Origin of the sequence: Pseudomonas maumuensis (assembly GCF_019139675.1) — a bacterium.
Lineage (GTDB): Bacteria > Pseudomonadota > Gammaproteobacteria > Pseudomonadales > Pseudomonadaceae > Aquipseudomonas > Aquipseudomonas maumuensis.
In genome coordinates this window covers 5198601-5212546 of sequence record NZ_CP077077.1, presented here as the reverse complement: position 1 = coordinate 5212546, position 13946 = coordinate 5198601, and the positions used below count along the sequence as shown (strand labels likewise).

The following is a 13946-nucleotide window of genomic DNA, read 5'->3' as shown; positions in this document are numbered from 1 at the left end:
GGGCTAGCCCGGATCGCGGAAATCCGGATGGAAGTCGGCCGGCACGGCAACGCTGACCTTGTCGCGGGTGGCGATATCGATGCCTTCGCTGGCCACCTCGGCCAGGAAGTCGATCTGCTCGGGTGTGATCACGTAAGGCGGCAGGAAATACACCACGCTGCCCAGCGGGCGCAACAGCGCGCCACGGCTCAGGGCGTGCTCGAAGACTTTCAGGCCGCGGCGCTCCTGCCAGGGGTAGGCGGCCTTGGTGGCCTTGTCCTGGACCATCTCGATGGCCAGGACCATGCCGGTCTGGCGGATCTCGGCGACGTGGGCATGGTCGGCCAGGTGCGCGGTGGCGCTGGCCATGCGCGCCGACAAGGCCTTGTTGGCCTCGATCACGTTGTCCTGCTCGAAGATGTCCAAAGTGGCCAGGGCCGCGGCGCAGGCCAGCGGGTTGCCGGTGTAGCTGTGCGAGTGCAGGAAGGCGCGCAGGGTCGGGTAGTCGTCGTAGAACGCCTGGTAGACCTTGTCGGTGGTCAGGCAGGCGGCCAGCGGCAGGTAACCGCCGGTCAGGGCCTTGGACAGGCACAGGAAGTCCGGGGTGATGCCGGCCTGCTCGCAGGCGAACATCGTGCCGGTGCGGCCGAAGCCGACGGCGATCTCATCGTGGATCAGATGTACGTCGTAACGGTCGCAGGCCTCGCGCAGCAGCTTGAGGTACACCGGGTGGTACATGCGCATGCCGCCGGCGCCCTGGATCAGCGGCTCGACGATCACCGCGGCGATGCTGGCGTGGTGTTCGGCCAGGGTCTGCTCCATGGCCGCGAACATGTTCCGCGAGTGCTCTTCCCAGCCCATGCCTTCCGGGCGCAGGTAGCAGTCCGGGCTTGGCACCTTGATGGTGTCCAGCAGCAACGCCTTGTAGGTCTCGGTGAACAGCGGCACATCGCCGACCGACATCGCGGCGATGGTCTCGCCGTGGTAGCTGTTGGTCAGGGTGACGAAGCGCTTCTTCTGCGGCTTACCGGTGTTCTGCCAGTAGTGGAAGCTCATCTTCAGCGCCACTTCGATGCACGACGAGCCGTTGTCGCCGTAGAACACCCGCTCCAGGCCGGCCGGGGTGATCGCCACCAGGCGTTCGGACAGCTCGATCACCGGCTGATGGCTGAAGCCGGCGAGGATCACATGTTCGAGCTGATCGACCTGGTCCTTGATACGCTGGTTGATGCGCGGGTTGGCATGGCCGAAGGCATTGACCCACCAGGAGCTGACGGCATCCAGGTAGCGCTTGCCCTCGAAGTCCTCGAGCCACACGCCTTCACCGCGTTTGATCGGAATCAGCGGCAGTTGCTCGTGGTCTTTCATCTGGGTGCAGGGATGCCAAAGGACCTTCAGGTCACGCTGCATCCACTGATCGTTGAGGCCCATGGGCACTTCTCCTGGCGTTACGGCTCGGTTTGACCGCGTAAGCCTAAGCAATGCCGGGAGGCAGGACAACCGCTCAATGACGCCAGGCCGGGCGCCACTCCAGCTGGCGGATATGCACGGTGCATAGCGGCAGGGTGGACAGGGTCAGGCGGTCGAGCGGGCCGGGCACGTCGTGCCAGAACGTACCGAGGGTATCTGGACCGGGCATGAACTCGGTGTAGTCCTGGTCGCGCAGGGTCAGCCAGTAGGCCGTCGAGACAGCTGTGCCGAGCGTGTTGATGTCCACCTCGAGCAGCAGACAGTCGATCGTCTGGCCGAATGTGATCTCTACGTCGCACTGCCCCTGGATGATCAGTTCCGTGCCGATACGCCCCTCGTCGGTCTGGTAGCGCGAACTGTAGGCGATACCGTTGGAGACGATGCTCAGGCCGGTGGGGGTGCGCCAGCTGATTTCGGGCATCGGCGCCGAAGGCTGCCACCTGGCGAAGTCTTCCGTGTAGATCACCGCTGTTTCCCTCGACCTGGTTCTGGAGTGCCAGCCAAGCCTGTATGGCCCTGCATAAAACCGCTACTGACAAAAATACCAGTTGCCAAAGGCACTTGATGTCACTGCGGTGGCAGGGTGGGCAGAGGTGACGTATTCTTAACGCATCTCTCCCGGGGCATCGCTCCCCGTCTCTTCTATCGCTTCTTTAACCGGAGTTCGCCATCATGGCTGCTGCTTGGGTGCGCCTGTGCGCGTTGGTATTGATCGGGGTGTCCAGCGGTGCCGCGCTGGCCAAGGACAAGACGGCGATCGTCGTCGGTGGTGGCCTGGCGGGCTTGACCGCAGCCTACGAGCTGCAAAGCAAGGGCTGGCAGGTGACGCTGCTGGAAGCCAAGTCCGGCATGGGCGGGCGTTCGGGCCTGGCCACCAGCGAGTGGATCGGCAACAGCAAGACCCAGCCGGTGCTCAACCAGTACCTGGAGCAGTTCAAGGTCGGCACCCTGCCGGCCCCGGAATTCGTGCGCAATCCTGGCTACCTGATCGACGGTGAGTACTTCAGCGCCAGCGATCTCGCGACCAAGCAGCCCGCTACTGCCGAAGCACTCAAGCGTTTCGAGAAAACCCTCGACGACCTGGCCCGCTCTATTGACGACCCGCTCAATCCCGCGGCAAACAGCACCCTGTTCGCCCTCGACCAGATGAACGTGTCCACCTGGCTGGACAAGCTGCAATTGCCGGCGACCGCCCGTCAGTTGGTCAACCAGCAGATCCGCACCCGCTATGACGAGCCATCGCGCCTGTCGCTGCTGTACTTCGCCCAGCAGAGCCGCGTCTACCGTAACGTCAGCGACCGTGACCTGCGCGCCGCGCGCCTGCCGGGCGGCAGCCCGGTGCTGGCCCAGGCCTTCGTCAAGCAACTGAAGACCATCAAGACCAGCTCGCCGGTCACCGCCATTGTCCAGGACAAGGACGGCGTGACCGTCAAGGTTGGCAGCGTCGGCTATCAGGCCGATTACCTGGTAATGGCCGTGCCGCTGCGGGCGCTGGCCAAGATCCAGATGACCCCAGGCCTGGACAACCAGCACCTGGCGGCGTTGAAGGGCACCAACTACGGCTGGCGTGACCAGTTGATGCTCAAGTTCAAGAACCCGGTGTGGGAAAGCCGTGCGCGCATGTCCGGCGAAATTTTCAGCAACGCAGGCTTGGGCATGTTGTGGATCGAGCCGGCGCTCAAGGGCGGCGCCAATGTGGTGATCAACCTGTCCGGCGACAATGCCCGCCTACTGCAGGCCTTTGGTGACAAGCAGATGGTCGATCAGGTGCTGATCCGCCTGCATGCCTTCTACCCGCAGGCGCGTGGTGCGTTCACCGGCTACGAAGTGCGCCGCTACAGCACTGACGCCGGTATGGGCGGCGCTTACCTGGCCTACGGCCCGGGGCAGATCAGCAAGTACTGGCGGCTGTGGGAGCGCCCGGTGCAGCGGATAGCCTTTGCTGGCGAGCACACCGATGCGCTTTACCCCGGTACCCTTGAAGGGGCCTTGCGTAGTGGCCAGCGCGCCGCGGGGCAGGTCCAGGACCTGGCTGCGGGCAAATCCTTCGACCCGGCCAAGGCTGCACCGGTCGCCGCCGCGGCAGCTGCTGGAGCAGTCGGTGTCGCTGCCGCGAAGGACAAGGGCGGATTCTTCTCCAACCTCTTCGGCGGATCCTCCGACAAGGCCCCGGCCAAGGCCGAGTCGGTGAAGGTCGAGGAGGCCAAGCAGGATAAGCCGGGCTTCTTCTCGCGCCTGTTCGGTGGCGGCGACAAGCCAGAGGTCAAGGCCGCGCCGATTGCCAAGGCCGAGGAAGTAGCGCCTGCACCGGTACCCGCGTCGGCTGCGCCATCGCCCGCGGTCAAGGAAGAGCCAGTGAAGCCGGCAGCCACCAAGCCAGCCCCTGCCAAGCCTGCAGCAAAGCAAGTGCAAAAGCCTGCAGCCAAGCCGGCACCTGTGAAGAAAGCTACCGCCAAGTCCGAGCCGGCGAAGAAACCGCTGGTAAATAGCCAGGCCAAGGCTAGCTGACAGTCGGCACACCGTGTATCGCCGGGCAACCTGCTTCTGCAATTTGTGGGAGCGGGCTTGCCCCGATGGCGTCAGTACTTCCAAACGACTATCGTTAACGCTTCCTTAATAGGAAGCTTGCAGAATAGATATCGAGTTTTTCGATAATCCAAAGCAATTTTTTACGCTTTTATTCGATGCATTACGCGTTAGTCTTGCGCACAGCTTTCACGGGGAAATACACCAATCATGCAACTGCGCAACTCACCTTCTCGCTATGGCCTGGTCAGCATCGTGTTGCACTGGGGTGTGGCGCTGGCGGTCTTCGGGCTGTTTGGCCTTGGCTTGTGGATGGTCGGCCTTGATTACTACGACCCATGGCGCAAGTCCGGCCCGGACTTGCACAAGAGCATCGGCCTGGTGTTACTGACAGTGATGCTGCTGCGAGTCTTCTGGCGTTTTGTCAGCCCGCCGCCACCGGCACCTGCCAACCATGGCAAGGTCACCCGTCTGGCCGCCAAGCTGGGCCATCTGGCGCTTTACCTGGGGCTGTTCGCGGTGATGATCGCGGGCTATCTGATTTCCACCGCCGACGGCGTGGGCATTCCTGTGTTTGGCTTGTTCGAAGTCCCCGCGCTGGTCAGCGACCTGCCCGACCAGGCCGACCTGGCGGGGGTGATCCACCTGTGGCTGGCGTGGGGCCTGGTGATTTTCGCCGTGCTGCACGCAGTGGCGGCACTCAAGCATCATTTCATCGACCGTGACGCGACCCTGACCCGCATGCTGGGCCGCAAAGCTTGACTCTCAACCTCAATTGCAAAGGAAGGAAGTAAGGATGTTGAAAAAGACTTTTGCCGCTCTGGCGCTCGGTACCGCACTGATCTCCGCCGGCCAGGCCATGGCCGCCGAATACAAGATCGACAAGGAAGGCCAGCACGCGTTCGTCGACTGGAAGATCAGCCACCTGGGCTACAGCTTCATCCACGGCACCTTCAAGGACTTCGACGGCAACTTCACCTGGGACAGCGCCAAGCCCGAGGCCAGCAAGATCAATGTCGATCTGAAAACCGCCAGCCTGTGGTCGAACCACGCCGAGCGTGACAAGCACATCGCCAGCAAGGACTTCCTCGACGTCAAGAAGTACCCAGAGGCCAAGTTCGTCTCCACCAGCGTCAAGTCGACCGGTGACAAGACCGCCGATGTGACCGGCGACCTGACCCTGCACGGCGTGACCAAGCCGGTCACCTTCAAGGCCGTGTTCAATGGCGAGGGCAAGGACCCGTGGGGCGGCGAGCGCGCTGGCTTCAACGCCACCACCACGCTGAACCTGAACGACTTCGGCATCAAGGGCCCAGGCCCAACTTCGCAGACCCTGGACCTGGATATCAGTGTCGAAGGCGTGAAGCAGAAGTAATTCGTTTCGCCAGCAACAAAAACGCCGCCCAATGGGCGGCGTTTTTGTTGGCTTTGCATGGCCTCATCGCGGGGTAGGCCCCGCGATAGCGGGCTCAGCCCTTGCGGGTCAGCAGTGCCGGGCGCTCACCGCGTGGGCGGCTTGGCAGGTCGTCCAGTTGCTCGGGCGTCGGGTAACGGTCGAGCTTGGATTCCTTGCGGATGATCACTGGCGCGCTCTGCGACTCGCGGGGGTTGCGGACAGCCGGTTCCTGGCGGGACGCGTCTTCCCGGCGGGCACGGCCGCCGTTGTTGTCGCGTCGGGCGCCGCCATTGCTGCCGCCGCCGTTGCGTGGGCGCTTTTCACCGGAGCCCTGGCGCTGCTGGCCATTGCCACGGCCCTGGCCTTGCCCCTGGCCGCCACCACTGCGCTGGCCTTGCCCTTGGGCTTGCCCCCCGTTGCCACCCGGGCGACGGTTGCGCCCCTGGTTTTTGGCGTTCTGGTAGGGGCTGACGTAGTCGGCGCGGTTGCCGAAGTTGTCGACGTCGTCGTCGAGGAACTCTTCTGGATCGCGATTGGGGGCGGCGACAGGCGCGGCTTTCTGGCCGTTATTCTGCTGCTGACGTGGCTTCTGATCGCGCGGCTTGCGCTGCTGGCCCTGCTGTTGTTTCTCGCCGGACTTGTCCTTTTCCGCAGACTTTTCGGACGAAGGCTTGTTGCGGCCTTTGTCCTTGCCTTTGTCCTTGCGCCCGCCACTGCCTTCCTTGCCGCCTTCGCCGCGCGGTTGCTGGTTGCGGCCACCGCGGCCATTGTTCGGCTGGCGCTCGCGCACCTCTGGCTTCTCGGCCTCGACCTGGGAGGCGTCGAAGCCCATCAGATCGCCATCCGGAATCTTCTGCTTGGTGACGCGCTCGATGCTCTTGAGCAGCTTTTCCTCGTCCGGCGCGACCATCGAGATGGCTTCGCCCGAGCGACCGGCACGGCCGGTACGGCCGATGCGGTGAACGTAGTCTTCCTCGACATTGGGCAGCTCGAAGTTGACCACGTGGGGCAGTTGGTCGATATCCAGGCCACGGGCGGCGATGTCGGTGGCGACCAGCACGCGCACGGTGTTGGCCTTGAAGTCGGCCAGCGCCTTGGTGCGGGCGTTCTGGCTCTTGTTGCCATGGATCGCCGCGGCGGTCAGGCCGTGCTTCTCGAGGTATTCGGCCAGGCGGTTGGCGCCGTGCTTGGTGCGGGTGAACACCAGCACCTGTTCCCAGGCGCCCAGGGTGATCAGGTGCGCCAGCAGGGCGCGCTTGTGGCTGGCCGGCAGGCGGTAGACGCGCTGCTCGATACGCTCGACGGTGGTATTCGGCGGCGTGACCTCGATGCGCTCGGGGTTGTGCAGCAGTTTGTCGGCGAGGTCGGTGATGTCCTTGGAGAAGGTCGCCGAGAACAGCAGGTTCTGGCGCTTGGCCGGCAGGCGCGCCAGCACTTTCTTGACGTCGTGGATGAAGCCCATGTCGAGCATGCGGTCGGCTTCGTCCAGCACCAGGATCTCGACCCGCGAAAGGTCGACGCTGCCTTGGCCGGCCAGGTCGAGCAGGCGACCCGGGCAGGCGACCAGGACGTCGACGCCCTTGGCCATGGCCTGGACCTGCGGGTTCATGCCGACACCGCCGAAGATGCAGGCGCTGATGAAGTTGAGGTCGCGGGCATAGACCTTGAAGCTGTCATGCACCTGGGCAGCCAGCTCGCGGGTGGGGGTCAGCACCAGCACGCGCGGCTGGCGAGGGCCATGGCGTTGCGATTTGTCGGGGTGGCCGCCCGGGAACAGACGCTCAAGGATCGGAAGCGCGAAGCCGCCGGTTTTACCAGTACCTGTCTGGGCGGCGACCATCAGGTCGCGACCTTGCAACACGGCGGGAATGGCCCGCTGTTGCACCGGAGTGGGCTGGGTATAGCCCGCAGCCTCGATAGCGCGGACAAGAGCCTCGGAGAGACCGAGGGAAGCAAAGGACATGGGCAATCCTGTTCTCGTGGGGGCTAGGCCCGATGGGGTGTTCTGCCTGGCGCGACGGGCATCGGAGGGATGCGATCGCGTCCGGTCCAGCTGGGCGTTCACTGCGCATCCTGGAACCGGCGGGCGGGCACCAAAGGTGCGCGGCTGCGGGTCGAGATGCCTGTTGCGAGGCCGAGCGTCCGGGCGTGAGCCGGGCGGGAAGGCCCGAGTATAACAGAGCAATCAGCGTGTGCCGCGTTCCTGCTGCTCAACGGCGAAAGGAAAATCCTGATTGCCGAGATAGCGGGCACTGATCGCCGCATAGGCCGGCTCCTGTTTGAAGCGCCGCAGCTCCTCGCTGAAGGCCTGGGCCAACTGCTCGCGGCCGGGCTTGCGGGCCAGTCCCAGATACTGTGGGCGCCGGCTGACCACCAGGGGCAGCGCTTCCACGGTCTGCTCCAGGCCCAGGCGGCGGCTCACATAGCGGCCGACCCGGCGATCGGTCACCACAAGGTCGATACGCCCGAGCGCCAGCTTGCCGAAGTTGGCCTCGTGGCTGGGCGCCGGCTCGCGGCGAAACAGCGGCGATTCGGCGAAGGCGCCGTCGTAGGTGTACCCCGGCGAGGTGCCGATGGTCAGACCGGCCAGGTCCTCGAGACGCTCGATCGGGTGAGGGCGCGAGCGGGCCTGGTAGAGAACGAACTCGACCTGGGACATGGGCTCGTCCGGGTAAATCAGGTAGTCCTGGCGCGAGTCGACCTGAAAGATATCCATCACCCCGTCCGCCAGGCCCTGTTCGACCATGGCCAGGCATCGCCTCCAGGGCATGAACTCCCACTGCACCTGGACGCCTAGGCGTTTGAACACCTCATTGGTCACTTCGTAGTCGATGCCCTTGGGTTGGGCATTTTCCTGGTAGAGGTACGGTGCCCAATCGTCGCTGACGATCCGCAGGCGCTCGCCGTGGGCCAGCGAGCTAAGACCGACAAGCACCACCAGGCCGAGGAGGCGCATGCGCCTGGACAGGCGGCCTGTCAGGGACATGGCTCACACCCGCATGGCGACATGCCCGTCATGGATTCAGGCCTGCCGTTTCTGCAGCAGGTGGTCCTCGACCTCCTGAAGCCGCTTGCCCAGCGCCAGGCGCAGGGCGGGCTGACGCAGGCACTGGCGTAGCTGTTCTGGGTCGGGTACGCCCTGGCGTTGTGCAAAGTTTTCCAGGGCTTTGTCCCACCAGGCCGAGGCGCAGGCGCGGTCGAATTCGTTTTCGTAGGGATAGCAGCCATTGAGCAGTTCGCGGGCGAACTGCCGCTGCTTGGCAGGCAGTGTCAGGGTCAGCGCTTTGTAGCCGAGGCGTTGCAGCGCCGGGGGGCGTGGCAGTTGATCGTTTACCCGCGCCACGTCTGCCAGCGCCGCCTCGCTGAGAGGGGCGTCAGCGTGCTTGCGCAACCAGGCTTGGATCTTGGCGCGGAACTGCGCCTTGCGGCTCCAGTAGTGATGAATGACGTCGGTGCATGCATTGAGTTCGAGCGTGCGGTAGGCCACCACCGCCAGGCAGAACTCTTCGAGGGTGTAGGCCTCCCGGGCCAGGGGGTGGAACTCGTCCATCAGGGCGATGGAGCGATCCAGTATCGAGGCGTCCTGCGCAGTCAGGCCGATCACTCCGGAATTGACCAGTGGCATCTCACGGTCGGCCAGACCGCGCTCCTCAAGGATGTGCAGCAGGTTCTTGTACAGCAGGCACTTCTGATTCTCGCCATAGCGCCCGCCAATGGCGTTGCACAACAGGCTGCCGGGTGCGACCCGGTCGAACAACTGCATGGGCGAGGCGCGGAAGAAGGTATCGGTGTCGATGAGCACCGCCATCGGGTGCTGGGTCAGGACCTGGCGTAGCAGGACGTGCTTGCTGCGGAAGTGATAGCCATGTGGCTGGTTCCAGGCCGTGCGCGTTGCCTCGTCGAGCAGATGCACCGTTACCGGCAGGTCGCGATAGGGCTCGGTGTTGTCGGTGTAGACCTGGATATCCATGGTCGCGCCGGGTGTGCTGCGCAGGTGCGCCAGGGCACTGATGATGCTGAAGCAGGCTTCTTGATGATAGGTGGCCGGACCGAATGCCAGGTAGACGAGTTGAGGATGGGCGGAGTTTGGGTGCTGCATGCTGGCCGGTAACCTGTTGGGAAGCAAAAGTAAAGAAGGCCTTAGCCTAAGCCAAAGCCTTCTTCCTGGCTGCAACTAATTGCTAGTGGCAGCGTTTTTTCAGCGTGGCAACTTCAGGTTGTTCCAGATCGCCAGGCTCGGCTCGGCCTGGTTCAGGGTGTAGAAGTGCAGCCCCGGCGCGCCGCCTTGCAGCAGCTGTTCGCACATACGGGTGATCACGTCCTCGCCGAAAGCCTGGATGCTGGCGGTGTCGTCGGCGTAGGCTTCCAGCTGCTTGCGGATCCAGCGCGGGATCTCGGCGCCGCAGGCGTCGGAGAAACGCGCCAGCTTGCTGTAGTTGGTGATCGGCATGATGCCGGGCACCACCGGGATCTCGACGCCCAGTTTCTGCGCGCGCTCGACGAAATAAAAGTAGCTGTCGGCGTTGAAGAAGTACTGGGTGATGGCGCTGTCGGCACCGGCCTTGACCTTATGTACGAAGTTGGCCAGGTCGCTCTCGAAATTGCGCGCCTGCGGGTGCATCTCCGGGTAGGCGGCGACTTCCAGGTGGAAGTGGTTGCCGGTTTCCTGGCGGATGAACTCGACCAGGTCGCTGGCGTAGCGCAGTTCGCCGCTGGCCATGCCCATGCCCGACGGCAGGTCGCCACGCAGGGCGACGATGCGCTTGATGCCGGCGGCCTGGTACTCGGCCAGCAGGGCGCGCAGGTCGTCCTTGCTGTCACCCACACAGGACAGGTGCGGGGCGGCGGGGACTTTCACTTCGCTTTCCAGCTGCAGCACGGTATTGAGCGTGCGATCGCGGGTAGAGCCCCCGGCGCCATAGGTGCAGGAGAAGAAGTCCGGGTTATAGCTGGCCAGCTGACGGGCGACGCCCATCAGCTTTTCGTGACCGGCGTCGGTCTTGGTGGGGAAGAACTCGAAACTGTAGCGGCGTTCTTGTGACATCTCTGGTTCCTTCGACAGCGGGCCATGGGCTGCTGCCTGCAAATAAAAGCCAGGACGGTGGGGGCCGGCCTGGCTCGGACATCGGTTCGAAACGTTGCCTGCCAGTGCCGGGCAATGTGCCTGGCACTGGCAACCAGCCGCTTAGTAGCGGTAAGCGTCCGGCTTGAACGGGCCTTCGACGGTCACACCGATGTACTCGGCCTGCTGCGGGGTCAGTTGGGTGACCACGCCGCCGAAGCCGCGGACCATTTCCAGGGCCACTTCTTCGTCGAGTTTCTTCGGCAGCACTTCCACGGTCAGGCGCTCGGCCTTCTTCGCGGCGGGCAGTTCGGCGAATTTCTGCTCGAACAGGAAGATCTGCGCCAGGACCTGGTTGGCGAACGAACCGTCCATGATGCGGCTCGGGTGGCCAGTAGCGTTGCCCAGGTTCACCAGGCGGCCTTCGGCCAGCAGGATCAGGTAGTCGTCGTTCTGCGGATCGAACACGCCGGCGCCGGTGCGGTGGATCTTGTGTACCTGTGGCTTGACCTCTTCCCACGCCCAGTTCTTGCGCATGAAGGCGGTGTCGATCTCGTTGTCGAAGTGGCCGATGTTGCACACCACGGCACGCTTTTTCAGGGCCTTGAGCATGTTGGCGTCGCAGACGTTGACGTTACCGGTGGTGGTGACGATCAGGTCGATGCGGCCCAGCAGGTCCTTGTTGATGCCGGCTTCGGTACCGGTGTTGATGCCGTCCTTGAACGGCGAGACGACTTCGAAGCCGTCCATGCAGGCCTGCATGGCGCAGATCGGATCGACTTCGGTGACCTTGACGATCATGCCTTCCTGACGCAGGGACTGGGCCGAACCCTTGCCCACGTCGCCGTAGCCGATCACCAGGGCCTGCTTGCCCGACAGCAGGTGGTCGGTGCCGCGCTTGATGGCGTCGTTCAGGCTGTGACGGCAGCCGTACTTGTTGTCGTTCTTGCTCTTGGTGACCGAGTCGTTGACGTTGATCGCCGGGACTTTCAGCTCGCCCTTGGCCAGCATGTCCAGCAGGCGATGCACGCCGGTGGTGGTCTCTTCGGTCACGCCGTGGATCTTGTCCAGCATGGCCGGGTATTTCTTGTGCAGGATCTCGGTCAGGTCACCGCCGTCGTCCAGGACCATGTTGGCGTCCCATGGCTGGCCATCCTTGAGGATGGTCTGCTCGATGCACCACTCGTATTCCTGCTCGGTCTCGCCTTTCCAGGCGAATACAGGGATGCCGGCGGCGGCGATGGCGGCAGCGGCCTGGTCCTGGGTGGAGAAGATGTTGCACGACGACCAGCGTACTTCGGCGCCCAGGGCGACCAGAGTCTCGATCAGCACGGCAGTCTGGATGGTCATGTGGATGCAGCCGATGATCTTCGCGCCCTTGAGCGGTTGCTCGGCTTGATACTTGCGGCGCAGGCCCATCAGCGCGGGCATTTCCGATTCGGCGATGATGACTTCCTTGCGGCCCCAGTCGGCCAGGGAGATGTCGGCGACCTTGAAGTCGGAAAAACCTGCAGGCGTGTTTACAGCGCTCATTGAGAGCCTCCATTCGTAGTGTGCGAATGGGCGCCGTTGTGCGTTGAGCGTCCGCTCGCGCGGACAACGCCCCAACCGAGCCTGACAGGCCAAGCCTGCTGCAGCGCCCCTCGGATGGGTGGCGGGATGGCCACCACTGCGGGGGACCATGTGAAACGGCGAGATTATAGCCGCGGGCGTGTGACACACCCAAGACTTTCTGTCGATTAATCGAGACGATAGTCGATGTTCAATGGAGCGTGACCGAGCGGTCTGCCATCATTACCCCACGTCAGCCAAGCCGGTCAGGAGTACAGATGAACTTTCACACCCGCAAATGGGTAAAGCCCGAAGACCTCAACCCAAACGGCACCCTGTTCGGTGGCAGCCTGCTGCGCTGGATCGACGAAGAAGCGGCGATCTACGCCATCGTCCAGCTGGGCAACCAGCGCGTGGTGACCAAGTACATTTCCGAGATCAACTTCGTCAGTGCCTCGCGCCAGGGTGACATCATCGAACTGGGCATCACCGCCACCGAGTTCGGCCGTACCTCGATCACCCTCAAGTGCGAAGTGCGCAACAAGATCACCCGCAAGGCGATCCTGACCGTCGACAAGATGGTGTTCGTCAACCTGGGTGAGGATGGCCTGCCGGCTGCCCACGGGCGCACCGAAATCAAGTACATCCAGGACCAGTTCCCCGATTCTGCGGTCGAGTGATAAAGCCGGGGCCGCAGCGCGGCCCCGGCGTTTTCATGGCTGTGTGCTGACCTTGCGTACCACCTTGCCGACCGTCAGCCCCTGCACCAGGATCGACGACAGCACCACGATGTAGGTGATCGACAGCAGCAGGTCACGCTCATCGCCCTGCGGCAGCGACAGCGCCAGGGCCACCGACACGCCACCGCGCAGGCCGCCCCAGGTCAGTACGCGAATGGTGCCTTGCGGCACGCTGCGCCAGCGTCGCAGCAGCACGATCGCCGGTGCCACGGTCAGCAGGCGCGAAGCCAGCACCGCAATCGCCAACACACCACCTGCCGCCAGGTGCAGCCAGTTGAACGGCAGCAGCAACAGTTCCAGGCCGATCAAGGCGAACAGCAGCGCGTTGAGCATGTCGTCGATCAACTCCCAGAAACCGTCCATGTAGCGGCGGGTCATGTCGTTCATCGCCAGGTTGCGCCCCAGGTTGCCGATGATCAGGCCGGCCACCACCATGGCGATCGGCGCCGAGACATGCAGTTCGTAACACATGGCAGAACCGCCGATCACCAATGCCAGGGTCAACATGACTTCGACCTGGTACTGCTCGACGCTCTTGATCATGCGGTAGGTGGCGTAGCCGATCAGGCCACCGAAGACGATGCCGCCAATGGCCTCGCGGGCGAACAGGATGGCGGTGTCGGCAACGCTTGGCGTCTCGCCCAGCTGGATGATGCCCAGCAGCACGGTGAACACCACGACCGCGGTGCCGTCGTTGAACAGCGATTCACCGACGATGGTGGTTTTCAGCGGCTTGGAGGCATTGGCGGTACGCAGTGCGCCGAGCACGGCGATCGGATCGGTCGGCGAGATCAGCGCGCCGAACAGCAGGCAGTAGATCAATGGCACGTTCCAGCCGAACAGGGCGAACACCCAGTGCGCCAGGTAGCCGATCACCACGGTGGCGATGAGCACGCCCAGGGTGGCCAGCAGGCCGATCGGCCAGCGGTAGCTGCGCAGGTCGGCGAGGTTGACGTGCAGCGCGCCGGCGAACAGCAGGAACGACAGCATCCAGTGCATCAGCAGGTCGTTGAAGTCGATCTGGTTCATCAGGCCTTCGACGCGCTCTTCCAGGCCAGGGAAGCCAATCAGGCTCAGGCCCTGCAGCATCAGGGAGAACAGCAGTGCGGTGACCATCACGCCGATGGCCGGCGGCAGGCCGATGAAGCGGTAGTTCACATAAGTGAGGAGGGTGGTGAGGCAGATAAACGCGGCAACTAATTCAAGCATCCCGAATCCTGTG

12 protein-coding genes and 1 riboswitch are annotated in these 13946 nt (G+C 63.7%); of the genes, 4 read left to right on the top strand and 8 right to left on the bottom strand.

Annotated elements, in window-relative coordinates:
- Positions 1-3: 3 nt before the first annotated feature.
- Both KSS90_RS23275 and KSS90_RS23270 read right to left on the bottom strand, forming a co-directional pair.
- Positions 4-1410, bottom strand: a complete 1407-nt coding sequence (locus KSS90_RS23275; protein WP_217867444.1) for an adenosylmethionine--8-amino-7-oxononanoate transaminase — start codon at positions 1408-1410, stop codon at positions 4-6.
- 73 nt (positions 1411-1483) lie between these two features.
- The gene (locus KSS90_RS23270; RefSeq protein WP_217867443.1) at positions 1484-1915 is read right to left on the bottom strand and encodes a hypothetical protein; all 432 of its coding nucleotides are present in this window, start codon (positions 1913-1915) and stop codon (positions 1484-1486) included.
- A gap of 206 nt (positions 1916-2121) precedes the next feature.
- Between KSS90_RS23270 and KSS90_RS23265 the strand changes: the two genes are divergently transcribed.
- From KSS90_RS23265 to KSS90_RS23255, 3 genes are all read left to right on the top strand, one after another.
- Entirely contained in the window at positions 2122-3957 is a 1836-nt protein-coding gene (locus KSS90_RS23265; RefSeq protein WP_217867442.1) for a flavin monoamine oxidase family protein, read from the top strand.
- Positions 3958-4185: 228 nt separating this feature from the next.
- Positions 4186-4737, top strand: a complete 552-nt coding sequence (locus tag KSS90_RS23260) for a cytochrome b (RefSeq protein WP_217867441.1) — start codon at positions 4186-4188, stop codon at positions 4735-4737.
- 34 nt (positions 4738-4771) lie between these two features.
- Positions 4772-5350 (top strand): YceI family protein, encoded by a 579-nt coding sequence (locus tag KSS90_RS23255; protein ID WP_217867440.1) that lies wholly within the window; start codon positions 4772-4774, stop codon positions 5348-5350.
- Positions 5351-5444: 94 nt separating this feature from the next.
- Here KSS90_RS23255 and rhlE2 read toward each other — a convergent pair whose 3' ends face one another.
- The 5 genes from rhlE2 to ahcY form a co-directional block, all read right to left on the bottom strand.
- Positions 5445-7334 carry an RNA helicase RhlE2 gene (rhlE2, locus tag KSS90_RS23250; RefSeq protein ID WP_217867439.1) on the bottom strand — a complete coding sequence of 630 codons (1890 nt, stop codon included), beginning with the start codon at positions 7332-7334 and terminating at the stop codon, positions 5445-5447.
- A 222-nt stretch (positions 7335-7556) separates the two neighbouring features.
- Positions 7557-8357 (bottom strand): substrate-binding periplasmic protein, encoded by an 801-nt coding sequence (locus KSS90_RS23245; protein WP_225933105.1) that lies wholly within the window; start codon positions 8355-8357, stop codon positions 7557-7559.
- 36 nt (positions 8358-8393) lie between these two features.
- A complete protein-coding gene (locus tag KSS90_RS23240) occupies positions 8394-9470 on the bottom strand; it encodes a hypothetical protein (protein WP_217867438.1) in 1077 nt (358 codons plus the stop codon).
- Between the two features lie 99 nt (positions 9471-9569).
- Positions 9570-10415, bottom strand: a complete 846-nt coding sequence (gene metF, locus KSS90_RS23235; RefSeq protein ID WP_217867437.1) for a methylenetetrahydrofolate reductase [NAD(P)H] — start codon at positions 10413-10415, stop codon at positions 9570-9572.
- Between the two features lie 141 nt (positions 10416-10556).
- Positions 10557-11966 carry an adenosylhomocysteinase gene (gene ahcY / locus KSS90_RS23230; protein ID WP_028688336.1) on the bottom strand — a complete coding sequence of 470 codons (1410 nt, stop codon included), beginning with the start codon at positions 11964-11966 and terminating at the stop codon, positions 10557-10559.
- Between the two features lie 21 nt (positions 11967-11987).
- Positions 11988-12084: riboswitch (S-adenosyl-L-homocysteine riboswitch) on the bottom strand.
- 178 nt (positions 12085-12262) lie between these two features.
- Here ahcY and KSS90_RS23225 point away from each other — a divergent pair.
- Positions 12263-12664, top strand: coding sequence for an acyl-CoA thioesterase (locus KSS90_RS23225; RefSeq protein ID WP_003257757.1), 402 nt, complete (start codon positions 12263-12265; stop codon positions 12662-12664).
- 33 nt (positions 12665-12697) lie between these two features.
- On the opposite strand, the gene KSS90_RS23220 is transcribed toward KSS90_RS23225, so the two are convergent.
- On the bottom strand, positions 12698-13933 hold the full coding sequence (locus KSS90_RS23220) for a cation:proton antiporter (protein ID WP_217867436.1): 1236 nt from the start codon (positions 13931-13933) through the stop codon (positions 12698-12700).
- Between the last annotated feature and the right edge of the window lie 13 nt (positions 13934-13946).